We start from the raw sequence: 19807 nt of genomic DNA, 5'->3' as shown, positions 1-19807 counted from the left end.
GTTTTCCGGAGTTTCATTCATCGGACTTGCTTTCCGCCGCCCCTCTCGGTGCGACTCCGGAACTGTACGGGGACGGGACCGTCACAAGCAAATCGCCCCCGCCCGGCGTTCCGGGCAGGGGCGATCAGGGGCGATCAGGGTGCTCAGCGGACCTCGGTGATCTCCGGGCCGCGGGCGAAGGGGTCGAGCGCGGTGGTGCCGAAGCGACCGTCGCCCTCGCCGGCAGCGGCGGCTGCCCCGCCACCATCGGCGACCATCTGCGCGTCCTCGGGGAGCTTCAGCACGATCGGGTCGCGAGGCGCCATCGGGATCTCACCGCGCACGACGACCGTCTGCTGGAAGACCTGCTCCAGAATTCCGGCCATCTCGGGCTGCACGGCGGCCTGGCCCGAGATCACACCGCGCAGGAACCAGCGCGGCCCGTCGCAACCGACGAAGCGGACCAGCTGGACACCCTGCGTGCCGTCCGGGAGCTGGACGGGGACCTGGGCGCGGAGGTGCCAGCCGAGCGGGCCCTCCTCCTCCTCGACGACGCCGCCCTGTGAGGTGATGCCGGTGGCGATCTCCTCGCGGACCTCGCCCCAGATGCCCTCGGACTTCGGTGCGGCGAAGGCCTGGAGCTGGATGGCGCTGTTACCGAGGACGAGAGTCGCGGCCACGATCGAGTCGCCGGCCACCTCGACGCGCAGCTCCATACCCTCGACGCCGGGAACCAGCAGGCCCCCGAGGTCGACGCGGCCCTCCTCCGGGTTCTCCAGCTCGGAGAAGTCCCACGGGCCGTCCGGACGCGGGGCCGGCGGCAGACCGACCCGGTCCGTCGGGTCCAGCTCGGTCACGTTCTCGCTCTCGGCGGAACCTTCGACGTCATCGGCCGTCTCGTCGGCGCTGATGGCGTCGTCGGCGAGCTGCTCGACAGCGTCCTCGCTCTTCTGGCGACGACGGAACACGGTCACTGTCCTTCCCGGTCCAAGACCGATGCGAATACCTGCTCGGCTTCCTACGAGGCCGCGGGCAGCCTAGACCGCGGCGTGGCCACCGGTCGACCCGAACCCGCCCTCGGCGCGTGCCGACCCGGGAAGTTCGGCCACCTCGTGGAAGCGGGCCTTCTCGACCTGCTGGATGACCAGCTGGGCGATCCGGTCCCCTCTGCGGAAGCTGACGGCTTCGCGCGGGTCCAAGTTGACGACGATCACCTTGATCTCTCCACGGTACCCGGCATCGACCGTCCCTGGGGCGTTCACCAGAGCAACTCCGCAACGAGCTGCGAGCCCGGACCGGGGGTGGACGAAGGCCGCGTAGCCGTCCGGCAGCGCGATGGCCACGCCGGTGGGCAGCACGGCCCGCTCGCCGGGGGCCAGTTCGGCATCGACGGTGGTCCGCAGGTCGGCTCCCGCGTCACCGGGCTGCGCGTACTCGGGCAGCGGCAGCTCGGCGTCGATTCGCCTGATCAGGACGTCCACCGGCGGACGGGGGGTGGTGCTCAAGGGTTCACCTCAAAGGCTCGGGCGCGCTTCATCAGGTCGGGGTCGTCCAGGACCCTGTCGATGTCCTCCGGACGACCGTGCTTGGTGAAGTGTTCCAGCTTCACCTGGATGAACAGTGCCTGAGCGCGCACCGCCACCGGTCCGTCCGGTCCGCCGATCCGCGCCTCGCCGGCGCTGTAGATCTTGCGGCCGTGCACGCCGGTGACCCGGGCGCTCAGGTGCAGGACCGAGCCGACCGGCACCGGGCAGAGGAAGTCCGTCTCCAGCCGGCCGGTGACGGCGGGGGCGTGCAGCAGCCAGTTGAGCGTGCCGAGGGTCTCGTCCATCGCGGTGGTCAGCAGGCCGCCGTGGGCCAGGCCGGGGCCGCCCTGGTGGTCCGGGGCGACGGTGAACTCGGCGGTGACGTCGAGTCCTTCACCGGCCACCGCGTCGATCCGCAGGCCGCCGGGGTGCTGCGGGCCGCAGCCGAAGCAGTGCTCGTAGTGCGAGCCGAGCCGGGTGCCCGGGGCCGGGGCCTCCGGGGCGCGGGGCGGCAGCACGGCGTCCGGCGGCGGGGAGGTCGGCGACAGCCGGACGGCGGCCTCCTGCACGGCGGCGGGCGTCTGCGGGGCGGAGGCCTGCGGAACCGGCGGCTGCGCGGCCGACGGCACGGACGGAGAGGCTATGGAACCGGTCACGGGAGCACCCTACCGATCGGTAGCCGCCCGGCCCGCGGGGGTGCGGTCCCGCGTCGGGCGTTGCGGCCACCACAATGGGGGCATGTACGACGAACGCCTCACCGTGCCGCGCTCCTGGTGGTTGCTCCCGGTCGCGATCGGGCTCACGCTCGCGTTGATCCTGCTGCGTATCAGCGCGGTGGGCGCGCTGGTCGGGCTGGTGGTCGGCATCGCCGCCGGCGCCGCCGCGATCAGCAGTTACGGCTCCGCGCGGATCCGGGTGGTGCAGGGTTCCCTGGTGGCCGGCACGGCCCGGATCCCGGTCGACGCCCTCGGCCCCGCGCACCCGCTGAGCCCGGCCGAGGCCGTGGCCTGGCGCGGGCCGAAGTCCGATCCGCGCGCCTTCATGCTGCTGCGCAGCTACGTCCCGACCGCGCTGCGGGTCGAGGTCAGCGACCCGGCCGACCCGACGCCGTACCTCTACCTCTCGACCCGGTCGCCGATGAGGCTGGCCGAGGCGCTGGACGAGGCCCGCCGCAGCGCCCGGACCTGACCCGGCCCGCTTCCCCCTGCTCCCCCTCGTCCACCCCGGTGGCCCCGGTGGCCCCAGGGGCCTGGGCCGGGCCCCGGAAGCCCGGTCCAGGCCCCTGCACGGCCCAGTACAGGCGTACGGGGCCGGAAAACGGAGAGGGACGGCTCCGCCTTCGCGGGACCGTCCCAGACACTCCGTACTGCGTGTTGCGTACTGCCTACTGCCCGGCGCGGCACTGCGTGCTGCGCTGGTCCCGCGTGACCACGTACTGCCGGTGCGTCCGCCTCGGCGTCCGCCGAAACTGCCGTCCGGCCCCGCTGCCCGGGGCCGGAAGGGGCGGTGTGCCGGGCCCGCGGAGACCGCGAGACCCGGACCATGGCCGCCCAGGTGCTCAGGCGCCGCAGTCCCGGCAGATCGGGTTGCCGTTCTTCTCGCTGTACAGCTGGCTGCGGTGGTGCACGAGGAAGCAGCTCATGCAGGTGAACTCGTCGGCCTGGCGCGGCAGCACCCGGACGGAGAGCTCCTCGTTCGAGAGGTCGGCGCCGGGGAGTTCGAGGCCCTCTGCAGCCTCGAACTCGTCGACGTCCACCGAGCTGGTGCTCTTCTCGTTCCGCCGAGCCTTCAGTTCCTCGATGCTGTCCTCGTTGAGGTCGTCATCGGTCTTGCGCGGGGTGTCGTAGTCCGTTGCCATTTTTCGCTCTCCCCCTCCGGGTTGTGCGGTGTGTGCGGTATCTCCAGCGCACGTAACGCATGGGGGGTCGGTCTTGTGCCCGACCCGAGGCGGAGATTTTGCCTTACTTCAAGCCCTGTTACTCAATCGACACTCAGCCAGGGGTCCGTTGGGGTGATCGAATCGGGCTCGGAGGGCCTCACGCTGGGCCATCGCCGACCTCCGGCCGAGCCCCGTCGGCGGACACTCACAGTGATCGAACGCCCTGCGGCCGTCTGCCCATTCCCCTGCCCACCAGGGGGACTCGCCAATCCACCCAGACGCCCCCGGCCGCCGATCCGATCACGGACGGCAACCGGGGGCTCCGGAATCATGATCACGCTCCGAGATCATACCAACCCGCGGAGCCACGCGGTGTGACCTTGGTCACGTTCTGAAATTTCCGGGGCAAATCGCGGAAAATCCACCCAACCGGAACGGCCCCGCGCGCGGGCCCACCGGTCGCCTACTTGGCGGCCTCGCGAGCGGCCCGGCGGGCCAGCAGGGCGGCCTGGCGCTCGTCGAACTTGGTCGCCATGGCATCCAGCCCGTCGAGGAAGACGCCGAGCTCCTGCTGGGCCTGCAGGCCCTCCGGGCCGAGGCCGCCGATCTCCATCACCTTGAGGTGGCGCAGCACCGGCTGCAGCACGTCGTCGTGGTGGATGCGCAGGTTGTAGACGCCGCCGATGGCGATCTGGGCGGCGGCCCGCTCGAAGCCGGGGATCCCGTGGCCGGGCATCCGGAACTGGGTCACCACGTCCGAGACGGCCCGCATGGCCTGGTCCGGGGCGATCTCCAGGGCGGCCTTGAGCAGGTTCCGGTAGAAGACCATGTGCAGGTTCTCGTCGTTGGCGATCTTCGCCAGCAGCTGGTCGCAGAGCGGGTCGCCGGCGAAGTGGCCGGTGTTCCGGTGCGAGATGCGGGTCGCGAGCTCCTGGAAGGCCACGTACGCGACCGAGTGCAGCATGCTGTGCGCGTTGTCGGACTCGAAGCCCTCCGACATGTGGCTCATCCGCGCCCGCTCGAGCTCGTTCGGGTCGACGGCCCGGGTGGCGAGCAGGAAGTCGCGAATGGCTATTCCGTGCCGGCCCTCCTCGGCGGTCCAGCGGTGCACCCAGGTGCCCCAGGCGCCCTCGCGGCCGAACATGGTGGCGATCTCGTGGTGGTAGCTGGGGAGGTTGTCCTCGGTCAGCAGGTTGACGACGAGTGCCACCCGGCCGAGCGGGGTCACCTGGGACTGCTCCAGCGACCAGGCCTCGCCGCCGAGGACGCCGTCGAAGTCGCGGCCCTGGCTCCACGGCACGAACTCGTGGGGCATCCAGTCCTTGGCGACCTTCAGGTGGCGGTTGAGCTCCTGCTCGACCACCTCTTCGAGGGCCATGATCAGCCGCGTGTCGGTCCAGGTGCTCGAGCCGAGCGAGGCGGTGCGCTGCACGGGGGCGATGGTCACGAGTCTTGCTCCTGGTGGACGGCACGCGCGGGGACGGGCGCGCTGGGCGGGCACGTCAGGGACGCACTTACGGTTGCGTAGGTTACGACACCGTAAGTTTACTGGACCGGAAAAGACAAGCCGCCCCCGCCAGGCCTTATGTCCTCTTGACAGGCTTGGCGGGGGCGGCTGGGGATGGTCGGCGCACGGAGCGCGGAGCGCCCGGAAGGGCGTGGTGGGGTGTGTACGGGCCCGGAGGGCCGGTCAGGCGCCCGGAATTCGGACGCGCATGGTGAGGCCGCCTCCGGGGCGCGGGGTGGCCTCGATGACCCCTCCGTGCGCCCGGACGACCGAGCGGACGATGGAGAGGCCGAGACCGACGCCCTTGTCGCTGCGGGTGCGGTCGGCGCCCTTCACCCGGCGGAACGGCTCGAAGATGTGCTCCAGCTCGTAGCCGGGCACCACCGGGCCGGTGTTGGAGACCACCAGCTCGCCGCCGCCGGGCACCCGGGCGGTGGTGATCTCGACCCAGCCGTCCGCCGCGTTGTAGCGCACGGCGTTCTGCAGCAGGTTGAGCGCGATCCGCTCCAGCAGGATCCCGTTCCCGGAGACCGCGACCGGGTTCAGCTCGGTGCGCAGCTCGACCTCCCGCTTGCCGGCCTCGGCCCGGGTCTGCTCCAGCGCGCGGGCGGCCACCTCGGAGAGCTCGACCGCGCGGCGGTCGGTCAGCTCGTTGTCGCTGCGGGCGAGCAGCAGCAGGCCCTCCACCAGCTGTTCGCTGCGCTCGTTGGTCGCCAGCAGGGTCTTGCCGAGCTGCTGGAGGTCGGGCGAGGCCCCGGGGTCGGCGAGCTGGACCTCCAGCAGGGTGCGGTTGATCGCCAGCGGCGTGCGCAGCTCGTGCGAGGCGTTGGCGACGAAGCGGCGCTGGGAGTCGAAGGAGCGGTCCAGCCGGTCCAGCATGTCGTCGAAGGTGTCGGCGAGCTCCTTGAGCTCGTCGTCCGGGCCGTCCAGCTCGATCCGCCGGTGCAGGTCGGAGCTGGCCACCTCGCGGGCGGTGCGGGTGATCCGGCCGAGCGGGCGCAGCACCCGGCCGGCCATCGCGTAGCCGGCCGCGAAGGCGATCACGGCGAGGCAGACCAGTACGGTGAGGGACTTGCGCAGCAGGGTGTTGAGGGCCGCGTTGGACTCGAGGCCGTGGCTCTTGGCGATGAGCTGGTTGAACTGGTCCGAGGTCATCGGCACGCGGTTGACGTAGATGTCGCCGTCGAATCTGAACGGCGGCGGCTGGACGTCGTGCAGGGCCTGCCGGACGAAGAAGTACATCAGCAGCAGCAGGACCACGCCCGCCATCAGGAACATCCCGCCGTAGAGCAGGGTGAGCCGGATCCGGATGGTCGGGCGGAACGGCAGCCAGGCGAGCATGCCGTCGCCGGGGACGTAGCCCTCGCCCGGGGACTGGTCCAGCCTGGGGGCACGCGGCGGGTGCGCGGGCCGGGGCGGGACGGACGCGGGCGGGACGGGCCGGGGCGGCACGGCGCGCGGGCCGCCGGCGGGCGCGCCGGAGGCCCCGCCGGCCGGGGGCGGGGTGGTCATGGTTGTCCTCTCGGGGCGTCCGCCGGGGGCGGGCGCGGCATGGTCGGATCCGGCGGATCCGGCATTCGGCTGTGGGGGCTCCGGTCAGATCCGGTAGCCGGAACCCGGGACGGTGACGATCACCGGCGGGTCGCCGAGCTTGCGGCGCAGCGTCATCACGGTGACGCGCACGACGTTGGTGAACGGGTCGGTGTGCTCGTCCCAGGCCTTCTCCAGCAGCTGCTCGGCGGAGACGACGGCGCCGCCGGCCCGCATCAGCACCTCCAGGACGGCGAACTCCTTGGGGGCCAGCTGGACGGTCCGGCCGTCGCGGATCACCTCGCGGCGGCCGGGGTCGACCGAGATGCCCGCGCGTTCCAGGACGGGCGGCAGCGGGACGGTCGCCCGGCGGCCCAGCGCCCTTACCCGGGCGACGAGTTCGCTGAAGGCGAACGGCTTCGGAAGGTAGTCGTCCGCGCCGATCTCCAGGCCCTCGACCCGGTCGCTGATGTCGCCGGAGGCGGTCAGCATGATCACCCGGGTCGCCAGGCCCTGGTCGACCACGCTGCGGCAGACGTCGTCGCCGTGGACCAGTGGAAGGTCGCGGTCCAGGACGACCACGTCGTAGTCGTTGACCGCGATGCGCTGGAGCGCGGCCTCCCCGTCGTACACCACGTCGACGGCCATCGCCTCGCGGCGCAGGCCGGTGGCGACAGCCTCGGCGAGCAGCTGCTCGTCCTCGACGACGAGAACCCGCACGGTCGTTGTCCCTTCTCCAGGCCGGCCCCGGAAGCGGACGCGCGGCTCCATCGGTGCCTCCATCCTGCCTGGTCCTGCGGTAAAGCAGCGATAAGCTGCCCCGGAGGCACGGGTGCGCGTGAGGTCCCGCCCGCGGTTCGTGCCGGAATCAGTCCGCTTGGACTGTGACACAGGCAACTTTCTCGCCCGGGGAGGTTTCCCCGACACGGGGGCGGGGAGGACAGCTGCACACCCGCGATCTGGCCATCGGCCGATCGCACCCACCCGCCGTGCGTTCATCCGCGCCGGCCCTGGGGCTGGGGCGTCACCGGGAGCGGCCAAGGGCCGTCTCCGCGCCCGACCGGAGATCTCCACCTACCGGCTCGGACGCTTCCGCTGACCACCGCACCCGGGGCGGGGGACGCACGAACGTGCACGTCCGACACAGTAAGGGGGCCCGCATGGACGCCTTCACCGCCGGAATCCTGCAGCGCATAGCCAACGCCGAGCAGGACCTGCACCGCGCGATCGAGGCCGGGGACGAGTTCCTGGCCGAGGTGGAACAGTCCGAGCTGGACGATCTCCGCCGGCTCGCCGCCGAACACGGCGTGGACACGGTGCTGGAGCGCCACCGCACTGCTGCCTGACCGCCCACCGACCCGACGCCGGTCCTCCGGCACCAGCGGCCCTGTGGGGGCCGTGCGAAACCCCAAGCCCTGGCATCTCCCGCATGCCAGGGCTCTTCGCTGTCCCGACCCCGCCCGGACGGTGCGGCGGGGGTCGGGACGGCGGAGCCCGGTCAGACCGCGTCAGGCCCAGGCGCGCAGTTCCGCCAGGCGGTCCTGGAGCGGCTGGTAGACGCCGGGGGCGGCGGCGACGGTCAGTTCGCCGTCCGGGCCGTGCCCGGGGCGACCGCCGACCAGGGCGCCCGCCTCGGCGGCGATCAGGCAGCCGGCCGCCCGGTCCCAGGGGGCGAGGCCGCGCTCGTAGTAGCCGTCCAGGCGCCCGGCGGCGACGTCGCAGAGGTCCACGGCGGCGGCCCCGCCGCGCCGGACGTCACGCACCTCGGACATCAGCGCGAGCAGCACCTCGGCCTGCCGGACCCGCACCGACTGCACGTAGCCGAAGCCGGTGCCGATCAGCGCCTGGCCCCACGGCGGGGCCGGGCGGGCGGAGACCGGCCGGCCGTCCAGGTGGGCGCCGCGACCGGTGACCGCGTGGAACAGCTCGCCGCGCACCGGGGCGTACACCACCCCGACGACTACGCGCCCGTCCAGTTCGGCGGCCACGCTGACGGCCCAGGAGGGCAGTCCGTAGAGGTAGTTGACGGTTCCGTCGAGCGGGTCGACGACCCAGCGGACCCCGCTGGTGCCGGGGCGCTCGGCCCCCTCCTCGCCGAGGTAGCCGTCCTGCGGCCGGCGGCGGGAGATCAGCTCCAGCACGAGCTTCTCGGAGGCGAGGTCCATCTCGGTGACCACGTCGACCGGGCTGCTCTTGGTGTCGGCCACGCCCAGGTCGGCGGGGCGGCCGTCGCGCAGCAGGGCGCCCGCCTGCCGGGCGGCGTCCAGGGCGACGTCGAGCAGTTCGTCGAGCAGTTCGGGGCTGGGCACGCTGGGCACGGGGTCCTCCGGAATTCGGTAAGGGGTCAGCGCTCGGCTGCGGCCGGGCGCGGGGCGCGCGGGTTGGGGCAGCAGGCCACCGCGCAGACGTCGTGGCCGGCGCCGAGCCGGCCGAGGGCGCAGCGGGCGGGCTCCTCGCCGCGCTCGGCGGCGGCCCGCTCCAGGACGAGTTCGCGGACGGCGGCGGTGAAGCGGGGGTCGGCGCCGACGGTGGCGGCCCGGCCGACCGGCAGGCCGAGTTCGGCGGCCTTGGCGACGGCCTCGGTGTCCAGGTCGTACTTCACCTCCATGTGGTCGGAGACGAAGCCGATCGGGACCATCACCACGGCCGGGGCGCCGTCGGCGTGCTGGGCCTCCAGGTGGTCGCAGATGTCGGGTTCCAGCCACGGGATGTGCGGGGCCCCGCTGCGGCTCTGGAAGACCAGCTCGCACCGGCGGTCGGCGACCCCGGTGCGCTCGGCGACGGCGGCGGCGATCAGCTGGGCGACGTCGAGGTGCTGGGCGACGTACGCCCCGCCGGGCCGCCCGCGGGCCGGGTCGTCGGGCGCCCCGGAGCTCTCGGCCATGGCCTCCGGGATGGAGTGGGTGGTGAAGGCCAGCCGGGCGCCGTCCCGGACCTCGGCGGGCAGGGCGGCCAGGGCCGCCATGGTGGCGTCGATCATCGGCTCGACGAAGCCGGGGTGGTTGTGGAAGTGCCGCAGCTTGTCCACCCGCAGCTCGGGCAGCCCCTCCTCGGCGAGCACGGCGAGCGCGTCGGCGAGGTTCTCCCGGTACTGGCGGCAGCCGGAGTACCCGGCGTAGGCGCTGGTGGCGAGGACGGCGATCCGGCGGTGCCCGTCGGTGGCGATCTCGCGCAGGGTGTCGACCAGGTAGGGCGCCCAGTTGCGGTTGCCCCAGTAGACCGGCAGGTCGAGGCCGTGCTCGGCGAGGTCCTTGCGCAGCCCGGCCAGCAGCTCCCGGTTCTGCTCGTTGATCGGGCTGACCCCGCCGAACAGGAAGTAGTGCTTGCCGACCTCCTTCAGCCGCTCCTTCGGGATGCCCCGGCCCCTGGTCACGTTCTCCAGGAACGGGACGACGTCCTCCGGGGCCTCGGGCCCGCCGAAGGAGAGCAGGAGCAGGGCGTCGTAGGGCCTGGTCGCAGCGGAACCGGCGCCGGAGGGTGAGGGATTGCGCACGTCGGACATGGGACCGATCCTGCCATTGAGGGCCCGGACGGCGTGGGCGGGGCCGCGCCTGGTGTCCGGAAAATACCGTTTGCCAAGGTACGTAAGCTGTGTTGGCCAGCCTCGTTCCTTACTCCCGACGGAGCTCCCGTGCTGTCCAGCTACCGCCAGATATTCGCCGCCCCCGGCAGTCTGGCCTTCTCCTCGACCGGATTCGTGTCCCGGTTGCCGATCTCCATGACCGGCATCGGCATCGTGACCATGCTCTCCCAGCTGAGAGGCTCGTACGGGGTGGCGGGCCTGGTCTCGGCGACGCTGGCGGTGTCCGCCGCGGTGCTGGGTCCGCAGGTCTCCCGACTGGTGGACCGCCACGGACAGCGCCGGATCGTCCTGCCCGCCACCGCGGTCACCGTCGTCGCCGCGGTCGGGCTGCTGCTCTGCGCCAGGCTGAAGGCACCGGACTGGACGCTGTTCCTCTTCGCGGCCGGCATGGGCGTGATGCCCAGCACCGGCGCGATGGTCCGGGCCCGCTGGGCGCACCTCTACCGGGACGACGCGCCCAAGCTGCACACCGCGTACTCCTTCGAGGCCGTGGTCGACGAGATCTGCTTCATCGTCGGCCCGATCCTCTCCATCGGGCTGGCCACCGCCGTCTTCCCGGAGGCCGGCGTGCTGCTCGCCGGGCTCTTCCTCACGGTGGGCGTGCTGCTGTTCGCCGGGCAGCGCTCCACCGAGCCGCCGGTCCACCCGGCCGCGCGGCACGCCGGCAGCTCGGTGATCCTCAACCGCGGCCTGCAGGTGCTGATCCTGACCTTCGTCGCCACCGGTGCGATCTTCGGCTCGGTCGAGGTCGTCACCGTCGCCTACGCGGACGCCCAGGGCCACAAGCCCGTCGCCAGCGTGGTCCTCGCCCTCTGGGCGCTCGGCTCCTGCCTGGCCGGCGTGGTGTTCGGAACGCTCAAGCTCAAGGGCTCGATGGCCGGCCGCTTCTTCGGCGGGGTCCTGTTCATGGCGCTCAGCATGGCGCCGCTGCTGCTGGCCGCCGAGTCCGTGGGCGGGGTCGGCGGGCTGATCGCGGTCGGCGCCGCCCTGCTGGTCGCCGGCATCGCCATCTCCCCCACCCTGATCACCGCGATGGCCCTGGTCGAGCGGCTCGTCCCGGCCTCCCAGCTGACCGAGGGCATGACCTGGACGACGACCGGGCTCGCCCTCGGCGTCGCGGTCGGCTCCTCGGCCGGCGGCTGGGTCGTGGACGCGGCCGGCGCCCCCGCCGGATACTGGGTCCCGGTGACCGCCGGGGCGTTCGGTGTACTCACCGCCCTGGTCGGGCTGGGCCGCCTGCGGGCCGGCCTGTCCTCCGCCGAGGCCGGGCAGGACTCCGCGCAGACCGTAGACCTCGAACGGTGAACTGACTACTCTCCTGCCTACTCGCGGGTCTACCCGCGGGTAGGAGTTCCAGCGGGGGTCCTGCCGGGTCGCCGGGGGGACACCTCGGCGGCCGCGGCCGCCCCGGAGCGCGCCGACACGTTCGGCCACGGAGCAGGAGGCACCGCATGCCCCAGGCCAGTACCGCACCCCGCACCCGCTGGACCAACTGGGCCGGCAACCAGAGCGCCCACCCGGCCAAGGTGGTCACCCCTGGCACCGCGGAGGAGCTGGCCAAGGAGATCCTGCGCGCCGCCGACCAGGGCCGGACCGTCAAGGCGGTCGGCTCCGGCCACTCCTTCACCTCGATCGCCGCACCGGGGGACGGCGTCCTGGTCCGCCCGTACGCGATGACCGCCGTCCGCGAGATCGACCGCGCGGCGGGCACCATCACCGTGGAGGCCGGTCTCCCGCTGGCCCGGCTCAACCGGGTGCTCGCCGCGGCCGGCCTCTCGCTCGCCAACATGGGCGACATCGAGGTGCAGACCGTCGCGGGCGCCACCAGCACCGGCACCCACGGCACCGGCCGCGACTCCGGCTCGCTCGCCGCCCAGATCCGCGCACTGGAGATCGTCCTCGCCGACGGCAGCGTGCAGCGCTGCTCGGCCACCGAGAACCCCCGGCTGTTCCAGGGCGCCCGGCTCGGCCTCGGCTCGCTCGGCGTGATCACCGCACTCACCCTCGCCGTCGAACCGGTCTTCCTGCTCACCGCCCACGAGCAGCCGATGCGCTTCGACGAGGTGCTCGGCCGGCTCGACGACCTCACCGCCGTCAACGAGCACTTCGAGTTCTACTGGTTCCCGCACACCGACCGCTGCTCCACCAAGCGCAACAACCGAAGCCAGGGGCCGGCCGCCCCGCTGCCCCGGTTCAAGGAGTGGCTGGAGGACGACTTCCTCTCGAACACCGTCTGGGAGGGGGCCTGCCGGATCGGCCGCCGGTTCCCCGCCACGGTGCCCTCGATCGCCTCCTTCGCCAGCCGCGCCTGGTCCGAGCGCACCTTCACCGACACCGCGTACAAGGTGTTCACCAGCCCGCGCAAGGTCCGCTTCGTCGAGATGGAGTACGCCGTACCGCGCGAGGCCGTCGCCGAGGTGCTGCGCGAGCTCAGGGCGATGATCGAGCGCTCCGACTGGCGGATCAGCTTCCCCGTCGAGGTGCGGTTCGCCCCCGCCGACGACCTCTGGCTCTCCACCGCCCAGGGCCGCGACACCGCGTACATCGCCGTCCACCTCTACCGGGGCACCGCCGAGCAGGGCTACTTCACCGAGGTGGAGAAGCTGATGACCGCGCACCGCGGCCGCCCCCACTGGGGCAAGCTGCACACCCGCGACGCCGGGTACCTCGCCGAGGTCTACCCGCGCTTCGCCGAGTTCACAGCCCTGCGCGACGAGCTCGACCCCGGCCGGGTGTTCGGCAACGACTACCTCCGCCGGGTGCTGGGCGCCTGAGCCCCGGCCCGAGCCCTACGGCTGCGCGGTCGGGGCCCCCGTGTTCGCGGCGCCGGCGGCGCTCGGGGCAGGCGGCTGCGGGGTCGGCTGGCCGGTCGGCCGCGAGGCGGCGCCGCCCGAGGGGGACGATCCGGTGGACGGCGTCGAGCTCGAACCCGCCGAGGGGGAGGGCTTTCCGCTGCTCTCCGCGCTGCGGCTCGGACTCGCACTCGGGCTCGGACTCGCGCTCGGACTGCCGCCCGGCTCCGGCCGCTCCGAGGCCGGGGCCGAGGCGCCGCCCGCTCCGGACGACGGCGAGGCCCCGGAGCCGCCCGCGCCCGGGGACGGCGTACCGGAGGACGCACCGGACGGAATGCCGGAGGGGCCGGCCGAGGGGTCGGCGGCCGGCTTGTCCGCCGGCTTCGGGGCGACGGTGCCGCCCAGCGAGGTGCCGCTGCCCGACCCGCCCTGGACCGTGGCCGACACCGGCTGGCCGGTGGCGAGTTCGAAGGCGAGGATCGGCGCCATCGCCAGCACGAACACCAGCGAGGACATCGCCGCGTACGTCTTCCAGGTCCACCGCCGGCGCGCCCGGACCACCTGCGGCTCGCTCCACTCCGAGCCGGGCGCCGGCGCGGGCCCGCCGCCGACCGGGCCGGTCCGATCGGCGTGGCGATCGGCCTGGTCGGTCCGGCCGGTGTGGTCGGCGTGCTCGGCGGGCACCTGGCGCAGGCCGTTCACGGTCTGGACCGGTGCGCGGTCCGCCGCCTCGCGCAGCTGCTCGCCGGTGCGCCGGAAGAGGTGCTGGAACACCGCGCCACCGGTGGTCGCGCCGACGCTCACCACCGCCGCGCCCAGAATCGTTCCGTAGACGCCTAGTTCGGAGGCGAGTACCGCCCCCACCACGGCGGCCAGCGCACTCGCCGCGACCTGAGCCACACTCAGATCAATTCGCCTGCGACCTTCCGCGCCCCCCTCCTCGGCGGGCTTCTCCTTCGGCATCGACATCCCTCGGTAAGTACGACTGCTCTTCGAACAAGTCACTCCATCTTGCCCAAAGAAGGACACAAGGGTCGAAAATGCGGTTCTGCCCGCTCGATATATGTGAAGATGATCACCGTGCAGCGGCCAGTCGTCGGCTGTGGGGTGTGCACGCTCTTGAGATTCCCGTGAATCGCGGGAGACTTGAGCGGCGAGCCGCCCCTCCGGATGCCACGAATGGAGTACTGTTCGTAAAGCCTGAGCCTTGGGTCGACTTGTCGACTGCCTATCAACCGGCAGATTGACAAAGAGCCACTGCACAGGCACGCACGGCGACGCCCGTCCCGGATCGTCGCGTCACTGCGCGTGCGAGAACGGCCGGGACACCCAGGCGCGACGTCGACGGATGACGTGGCAAAAAGGCAACCGTGCCACAGCGGCGTTCGCGGGTGTAAGCCCGACGCGCCGGGGAACTCAGCAAGGTTGTGGCCAGTCGCGAGTGGGCAGGCCACACTCAGTACGGGAGCAGCGACGCAGGTGACGTCGGCAGGCACCACCCGGGAGGTAACCGTGCCCGAACTGCGGGTTGTGGCCGTCAGCAACGACGGCACACGGCTGGTGCTCAAGGCCGCCGACAGCACGGAGTACACCCTCCCCATCGACGAGCGGCTGCGCGCCGCCATCCGTGGTGACCGTCCGCGCCTCGGCCAGATCGAGATCGAGGTGGAGAGCCACCTCCGCCCCCGTGACATCCAGGCCCGGATACGAGCCGGTGCCTCCGCCGAGGAGGTCGCGCAGGCCGCCGGCATCTCCGTCGACCGGGTCCGCCGCTTCGAAGGACCGGTGCTCGCCGAGCGCGCCTTCATGGCCGAGCGGGCCCGCAAGACCGCGATCCGCCGTCATGGCGAGTCCACCGGACCGCAGCTGGGCGAGGCCGTCGCCGAGCGGCTCGCGCTGCGCGGCGCCGAGAAGGACACCGAGCGCTGGGACTCCTGGCGGCGCGACGACGGCACGTGGGAGGTCATCCTCTCCTACCGGGCCGACGACGAGGGCCGCAGTGCGTCCTGGACGTACGACCCGCCCCGGCGCCTGGTCCAGCCGAACGACGACGAGGCCCGCGCGCTGATCGGCGAGAACGTCGAGCGGGAGGAGGAGTCGATCTTCCCGTTCATCCCGCGGATCGCCCGGCTCCCCCAGGACCGGCCGCTGCGCCCGATGATCGACCGGCCCTCCGCCGACCGCATCATGTCGGCCCGTGAGGTACGCGAGTCCCGCGAGGCCACCGCCGAGAACCGGGACTCGCTGACCAGCCTGCTCGACGTCGTCCCCGCCTTCCGCGGTGACCTCGCGGTCGGGCCGGCCCCGATCGAACCGGTGCCCGCCGAGGTCGCCGAGGAGGTGGAGGAGCCGGCTGCAGCAGCGGCGGCGGCCGCCGCACCGGCGGTCGGCGCGGGTTCGGCCTACGCGGACATCCTGATGCCGCGCGCGGTCGCCCCGCACCGGGAGCGCCTGGTCGGGACGACGGACCGTCAGGCCGAGGCGGACGGCGTCCGGCCCGGCCGCCGGGCCACCGTGCCGAGCTGGGACGAGATCGTCTTCGGCAGCCGGCGCAAGAAGCAGGAATAGCAGGAGTAGCAGGCAGCACAGGAGCGGGAGGTCGGCCCAGGCCCGACCTCCCGCTCTTCTGCCATGCGCCGCCCCGGCGCCGCCGGGGTCAGCCCGGCTGGTCGGTGACCGCCACCGGGCGGCTCTCGTCGCTCGACCACTCGCTCCACGAACCCGGGTACAGGGTGGCCGGCAGGCCCGCCACCGCCAGGGCGAGGATCTGGTGCGCGGCCGTCACGCCCGAACCGCAGTAGACCGCGAGCTCGCGCTCCCCCGCGCCCAGCGCCCGGAACCGCTCCGCCAGCTCGGCGGCCGACCGGAACCGCCCGTCCGGGCCGACGTTCTCGGTGGTCGGCGCGGAGAGCGCCCCCGGAATGTGGCCGGCGCGCGGGTCGATCGGCTCGGTCTCACCCCGGTACCGCTCCCCCGCACGGGCGTCCAGCAGCAGCCCGGTCCGGGCCAGCGCGGCGGCGCCGTCCCCGTCCACCGTCGGCAACTGCCCCGGCACCGGCTTGAAGTCGCCCGCCTCGACCGGCGGCACCTCGGTGCTCACCGGCAGCCCGGCCTCCTGCCAGGCCGCGAACCCGCCGTCCAGCACCCGCACATCAGGATGCCCGGCCCAGCGCAGCAGCCACCAGGCCCGGCCGGCCGCCAGCGAGGTCGCGCCGTCGTACACCACTACCGGCCGGTCGGCCGAGACGCCGAAGCGGCGCAGCGCGGCGCCGAACTCCTCGGTGTCGGGCAGCGGGTGGCGCCCGCCGCGCCCGGGCGGGCCGGCCGGGGCCGCGAGCTCGCCGTCCAGGGCGACGAAGTGGGCACCGGGCAGGTGTCCGGCCGTGTAGTCCTCGATGCCGGGCGGGCCGCCGAGCTGCCAGCGCACGTCGAGCAGGACCGGCGGACGGGCGGAGCCGAGCGCCTGGTCGAGCTCGGTCGCCGAAATCAGCGGGGAGCCGTCGTTGTTGGTGGTCATAGCGGTCATTCTCGCGCAGCGCAGCGGCCTCGGAGCTCTTTGTGCGGTCTTTGCCGGACTTTCCCGCGCGGCCCGAGGGTTCGACGCGCCCCAGGGTGGAAGCATCACCCTCACGTGCGCAGTTCCGTGCGCCGACCGCCCGTGAGGAGGCCCGCATGCCCGCGGTGAAGCTCCGTCTGGCCCAGGGCACACCGTGCTGGGTCAGTCTGATGACCGACGACCTGGCCGGTGCCCGCGCGTTCTACGGCGGATTGCTCGGCTGGACGTACACCCCGGGGCCGACCGGGCTCGGCGACTACGTCCGGGCGGAGCTGGACGGCGCGCCGGTCGCCGGCCTCGGGGTCGCCTCGGTGGTGGGCTTCCCGGTGCAGTGGACCACGTACTTCGCGGCGGACAGCGCCGACGAGGTGGCCCAGCGGGTGCGGGAGTGCGGCGGCACCGTCGCGGTCGGGCCGCTGCAGTCGGAGCGGGCCGGGCGGCTGGCGATCGCCGCCGACCTGTCAGGCGCGGTGTTCGGGCTCTGGCAGGGCGAGGAGCACCTGGGCCGGGAGGCGGGCCCCGAGCCCGGCGGTCCGGCCTGGGTCGAACTGGTCAGCGCGGACGAGGAGGGTGCGGCCGCCTTCTACTCCACCGTGCTCGGCCGACCGGTGGCGCCGTCCGGGGAGGACACCGCGCTGCTGGTGGACGGCCGGCCGGTGGCCGGGATCCGGCACGGCCGCGAACTGCGCGGGCACCCGCCGCGCTGGCGGGTCCACTTCGCCGTGCGGGACACCGACCTGACGGCCCGTCGAGCCGTCGAGCTGGGCGGATCCGTGCTGGTGGAGCCGCACGAGACCGGGCGCGGACGGGTCGCCCGGCTGGCCGACCCGCGGGGCGGCCGGTTCTCGGTGGTCGAACCGCGGTAGCCGCCCCGGCTAGGCCTGCTGCTCCTCGAAGGGCAGGACGTCCGGGGAGAGCACCGAGGCGCGGGCGGTGGCGGCGGTCAGCCGGCGGCGGTGGTGGCGGCGGCAGAGCACCTCGTAGCCGACCTCGTCCTCGCTCACCGTGATGTCGCCGATCACGACCTGGGCGCCCTCGACCACCATCACCCCGCCGACCGTGCGGGCGTTGTGGGTGGCGCGGGCGCCGCACCAGCAGAGGGCCTCGACCTGGAGCACCTCGACCCGGTCGGCGAGTTCGATCAGCCGCTGGGAGCCGGGGAAGAGCCGGGTGCGGAAGTCGGTGGTGATGCCGAAGGTGAAGACGTCGATGCCGAGTTCGTCGACCACCCGGGCCAGCTGGTCGACCTGCTCGGCGGCGAAGAACTGGGCCTCGTCGCAGATCAGGTAGTCCACCCGGCCCCCGGCCGAGAGCCGGTGCACGACATGGGCGTGGAAGTCGAAGTCGTCCGCCACCTCGACCGCCTCGGCCTGCAGGCCTAGCCGGCTGGAGATGGTGGCCGCGCCCGCCCGGTCGTTGCGGGTGAGGATGACCCCCTGCCGGCCGCGGGCGGCGTGGTTGTGGTCCATCTGGAGCGCGAGCGTCGACTTCCCGCAGTCCATCGTGCCCGAGAAGAACACCAGTTCAGCCATGGGTGGTGCAGCGGCCTTTCAGATCAGGGGGGTTCGGGCGCGGGTCAGGAGCGCACTTCGAGCAGCGGCACGAACTGCTCCACCGGGGTCATCGAACCGTGCAGGCCGATCATCGCGGACTCACCGGGCTCGTTGCGGGAGGCGATCACCGCGATGTCGTCGCGGGCCGCCGCGACCACGTCGCCGATCCGGTGGTAGACGCGGTCGTCCACCACCGGGCCGAACCAGCCGGCCGCGATCGCCTCGTCCCGGGTGGCCACCCACATCCGGTCGCCGAGCACCTCGCTCCAGACCGTGTGGACGTCGGCGGCCGCCCCCGGCACCGCGTAGACGTGCCGGGCCCGGCCCTCACCGCCGAGCAGGGCGACCCCCGCGCCGAGCTCCCAGTCCTCGTCGAAGTCGATCCGGTCCTCGGGCGCGATGTCGATCATGCCGTGGTCGGCGGTCACGTACATCGCCGAGCGGGGCGGCAGCTGCTCGGCGAGCCTGCGGGCGAGGCGGTCCACCGCGTCCAGCGTCATCCGCCACTCGTCGGAGTCCACGCCGAAGCGGTGCCCAGCGCCGTCGAGCTCGCTGACGTAGGTGTAGACGAGCGCCCGGTCGTGCTCGGCCATCCAGCGGGCGGCCTGGTCCATCCGCTCCTCGCCGGTGGTGCGGCCGAGGAAGGAGCCGCCGGAGAGCGCCACCCTGGTCAGCGGGGTCTGCGCGAACAGCGGGGAGGAGACCTGGGCGGTCGCCACCCCGGCCGCGTGGGTCTGCTCGAACACCGTCGGGTACGGCTGCCAGAGCGCCGGATCGGTGTGCGGCTGCCAGCGCAGCTGGTTCATCAGGTAGCCGGCGCCCGGCACCGCCACCGTGTACCCGGCCAGGCCGTGCAGGCCCGGCGGGGTGCCGGTGCCGACCGAGGCGAGCGAGGTCGCGGTGGTGGAGGGGAAGCCGGCGGTCAGCGGGCGGCCGGTGCCGCCGAGCGAGCCGGCGGTCAGCGAGGAGAGGAACGGCGCGTACTCGGGGTGGCGCAGCAGCAGCTCCCAGCCGAGGCCGTCGACCAGGAAGACCACCGCCCGGTCGGCCGGCGCCAGCGGCAGTGCGGCGGAGAACCCGGGCACCCCGAGCCCGGCCGCGACCGAGGGCAGCAGGTCACAGAGCGAACCGCCGCCGTAGGGGGGCGCGGGGGCGGTGGCGGGGTCGAGGATCTCGAAGGCGTCGTAGCCGTCGGCGGGTGCGAAGGGCATCGTGGCGGGTCTGGCTTCCTGGCTTTCGGTAACGGCTCTGCTCAGACCCGGCTGGTGATCGTGGCGTCGGACAGCGCTCTGGCGAACAGCAGCGCCTGGGCGACCGTCTCCGGGCCGTCCCCCGCCTCGCTGACCCGAAGTGACAGGTCGTCAGCGGTGGCGGAGCCGGTGTAGCCGTGGTCCGCCTCGCAGTTCGGGTCGGAGCAGCCGGCCGGCTCCAGGTCCAGGCGCTGCACCGCGCCCCAGCCGATGGTCAGCACCACCTCACGGGGCAGGGTGCCCGGGGTGTACGTCTCGGGGTTGGCGACCATCCGGCTCAGCACGACCGAGCCGATCCGGTCCAGGCGCACGCTCTCGGTGGAGGTGGTCGCGTACGGGACGGCCGGGCCGGCCTCGCCGCCGGACTGCTCGTCGGTGTGGCTCACCACGAAGCGGGTCGCGGTCAGCACCAGCACGGTCACGTGCCGGCGGACCTCGTTGGCGTCGAAGGTGGTCTCCTGGTGCACCAGGTAGGAGCTGATCGCCTCGGGGCCCACCGCGGACTCGACCGCCTCGGACACCAGGGCCGGGTAGTAGCCGCTGCGCTCGATCGCCGAGCGCAGGTCCTGAGTGGTGGTGGTACCGGTCTTGGCCATAACTCCATCCTGGCATGGTCCGCCGACGAAGCGGGCGGCACGGCGCCGAGCTTCCG

At 73.2% G+C, this 19807-nt stretch carries 20 protein-coding genes; 6 read left to right on the top strand and 14 right to left on the bottom strand.

What is annotated here, in order from left to right; genetic code table 11:
* Positions 1–143: 143 nt before the first annotated feature.
* The 3 genes from ACGFZP_RS34930 to ACGFZP_RS34920 form a co-directional block, all read right to left on the bottom strand.
* A complete protein-coding gene (locus tag ACGFZP_RS34930) occupies positions 144–947 on the bottom strand; it encodes a DUF3710 domain-containing protein (RefSeq protein ID WP_392940617.1) in 804 nt (267 codons plus the stop codon).
* Positions 948–1016: 69 nt separating this feature from the next.
* Positions 1017–1484 carry a dUTP diphosphatase gene (gene dut / locus ACGFZP_RS34925; protein ID WP_387951595.1) on the bottom strand — a complete coding sequence of 156 codons (468 nt, stop codon included), beginning with the start codon at positions 1482–1484 and terminating at the stop codon, positions 1017–1019.
* Positions 1481–2053 (bottom strand): PaaI family thioesterase, encoded by a 573-nt coding sequence (locus ACGFZP_RS34920; protein ID WP_392940638.1) that lies wholly within the window; start codon positions 2051–2053, stop codon positions 1481–1483. The genes dut and ACGFZP_RS34920 overlap by 4 nt, the downstream gene beginning before the upstream one ends.
* 190 nt (positions 2054–2243) lie before the next feature.
* Here ACGFZP_RS34920 and ACGFZP_RS34915 point away from each other — a divergent pair, with 190 nt between their 5' ends.
* Positions 2244–2693 (top strand): DUF3093 domain-containing protein, encoded by a 450-nt coding sequence (locus ACGFZP_RS34915; RefSeq protein ID WP_392940615.1) that lies wholly within the window; start codon positions 2244–2246, stop codon positions 2691–2693.
* Between the two features lie 370 nt (positions 2694–3063).
* Here ACGFZP_RS34915 and ACGFZP_RS34910 read toward each other — a convergent pair whose 3' ends face one another.
* From ACGFZP_RS34910 to ACGFZP_RS34895, 4 genes are all read right to left on the bottom strand, one after another.
* Positions 3064–3363 (bottom strand): DUF4193 domain-containing protein, encoded by a 300-nt coding sequence (locus ACGFZP_RS34910; protein ID WP_073924890.1) that lies wholly within the window; start codon positions 3361–3363, stop codon positions 3064–3066.
* Positions 3364–3847: 484 nt separating this feature from the next.
* Entirely contained in the window at positions 3848–4831 is a 984-nt protein-coding gene (locus ACGFZP_RS34905) for an acyl-ACP desaturase (protein ID WP_392940612.1), read from the bottom strand.
* A gap of 243 nt (positions 4832–5074) precedes the next feature.
* Positions 5075–6403 carry a sensor histidine kinase gene (locus ACGFZP_RS34900; RefSeq protein WP_392940610.1) on the bottom strand — a complete coding sequence of 443 codons (1329 nt, stop codon included), beginning with the start codon at positions 6401–6403 and terminating at the stop codon, positions 5075–5077.
* An 84-nt stretch (positions 6404–6487) separates the two neighbouring features.
* Positions 6488–7141: a response regulator transcription factor gene (locus ACGFZP_RS34895; protein ID WP_387951587.1), complete on the bottom strand. Its 654-nt coding sequence runs from the start codon at positions 7139–7141 to the stop codon at positions 6488–6490.
* Between the two features lie 440 nt (positions 7142–7581).
* On the opposite strand from ACGFZP_RS34895, the gene ACGFZP_RS34890 reads away from it, so the two are divergent.
* Complete coding sequence (locus ACGFZP_RS34890; RefSeq protein ID WP_030301315.1) at positions 7582–7767, top strand: hypothetical protein; 186 nt, start codon at positions 7582–7584, stop codon at positions 7765–7767.
* Between the two features lie 162 nt (positions 7768–7929).
* Here ACGFZP_RS34890 and ACGFZP_RS34885 read toward each other — a convergent pair whose 3' ends face one another.
* Together ACGFZP_RS34885 and ACGFZP_RS34880 are read right to left on the bottom strand one after the other, a co-directional pair.
* Positions 7930–8739 (bottom strand): inositol monophosphatase family protein, encoded by an 810-nt coding sequence (locus ACGFZP_RS34885; protein ID WP_392940608.1) that lies wholly within the window; start codon positions 8737–8739, stop codon positions 7930–7932.
* A gap of 26 nt (positions 8740–8765) precedes the next feature.
* Positions 8766–9923, bottom strand: coding sequence for a ferrochelatase (locus ACGFZP_RS34880; protein WP_392940606.1), 1158 nt, complete (start codon positions 9921–9923; stop codon positions 8766–8768).
* Between the two features lie 129 nt (positions 9924–10052).
* Between ACGFZP_RS34880 and ACGFZP_RS34875 the strand changes: the two genes are divergently transcribed.
* Both ACGFZP_RS34875 and ACGFZP_RS34870 read left to right on the top strand, forming a co-directional pair.
* Positions 10053–11309 carry an MFS transporter gene (locus ACGFZP_RS34875; protein ID WP_392940604.1) on the top strand — a complete coding sequence of 419 codons (1257 nt, stop codon included), beginning with the start codon at positions 10053–10055 and terminating at the stop codon, positions 11307–11309.
* A gap of 146 nt (positions 11310–11455) precedes the next feature.
* The gene (locus tag ACGFZP_RS34870; protein ID WP_392940602.1) at positions 11456–12778 is read left to right on the top strand and encodes a D-arabinono-1,4-lactone oxidase; all 1323 of its coding nucleotides are present in this window, start codon (positions 11456–11458) and stop codon (positions 12776–12778) included.
* Positions 12779–12793: 15 nt separating this feature from the next.
* Here ACGFZP_RS34870 and ACGFZP_RS34865 read toward each other — a convergent pair whose 3' ends face one another.
* Positions 12794–13696: a hypothetical protein gene (locus ACGFZP_RS34865; protein ID WP_392940600.1), complete on the bottom strand. Its 903-nt coding sequence runs from the start codon at positions 13694–13696 to the stop codon at positions 12794–12796.
* 579 nt (positions 13697–14275) lie between these two features.
* On the opposite strand from ACGFZP_RS34865, the gene sepH reads away from it, so the two are divergent.
* A complete protein-coding gene (gene sepH / locus ACGFZP_RS34860) occupies positions 14276–15364 on the top strand; it encodes a septation protein SepH (protein ID WP_392940598.1) in 1089 nt (362 codons plus the stop codon).
* A gap of 88 nt (positions 15365–15452) precedes the next feature.
* On the opposite strand, the gene ACGFZP_RS34855 is transcribed toward sepH, so the two are convergent.
* Positions 15453–16313 carry a sulfurtransferase gene (locus ACGFZP_RS34855; RefSeq protein WP_392940596.1) on the bottom strand — a complete coding sequence of 287 codons (861 nt, stop codon included), beginning with the start codon at positions 16311–16313 and terminating at the stop codon, positions 15453–15455.
* 155 nt (positions 16314–16468) lie between these two features.
* Between ACGFZP_RS34855 and ACGFZP_RS34850 the strand changes: the two genes are divergently transcribed.
* Positions 16469–17218, top strand: a complete 750-nt coding sequence (locus tag ACGFZP_RS34850) for a VOC family protein (RefSeq protein ID WP_392940594.1) — start codon at positions 16469–16471, stop codon at positions 17216–17218.
* Positions 17219–17227: 9 nt separating this feature from the next.
* On the opposite strand, the gene ACGFZP_RS34845 is transcribed toward ACGFZP_RS34850, so the two are convergent.
* From ACGFZP_RS34845 to ACGFZP_RS34835, 3 genes are read right to left on the bottom strand one after another with little or no spacing between them, the layout of a single operon-like run.
* The gene (locus ACGFZP_RS34845) at positions 17228–17884 is read right to left on the bottom strand and encodes a thymidine kinase (protein WP_387951570.1); all 657 of its coding nucleotides are present in this window, start codon (positions 17882–17884) and stop codon (positions 17228–17230) included.
* A gap of 44 nt (positions 17885–17928) precedes the next feature.
* On the bottom strand, positions 17929–19116 hold the full coding sequence (locus ACGFZP_RS34840; protein WP_392940592.1) for an alkaline phosphatase family protein: 1188 nt from the start codon (positions 19114–19116) through the stop codon (positions 17929–17931).
* Positions 19117–19157: 41 nt separating this feature from the next.
* Positions 19158–19751 carry a DUF5998 family protein gene (locus ACGFZP_RS34835; protein WP_392940590.1) on the bottom strand — a complete coding sequence of 198 codons (594 nt, stop codon included), beginning with the start codon at positions 19749–19751 and terminating at the stop codon, positions 19158–19160.
* Positions 19752–19807 lie beyond the last annotated feature (56 nt).

The organism is Kitasatospora sp. NPDC048239 (genome assembly GCF_043202015.1).
Classification (GTDB): domain Bacteria; phylum Actinomycetota; class Actinomycetes; order Streptomycetales; family Streptomycetaceae; genus Kitasatospora.
The sequence above is the reverse complement of the archived record's forward strand: the minus strand, read 5'-3'. Positions and strand labels throughout refer to the sequence as shown.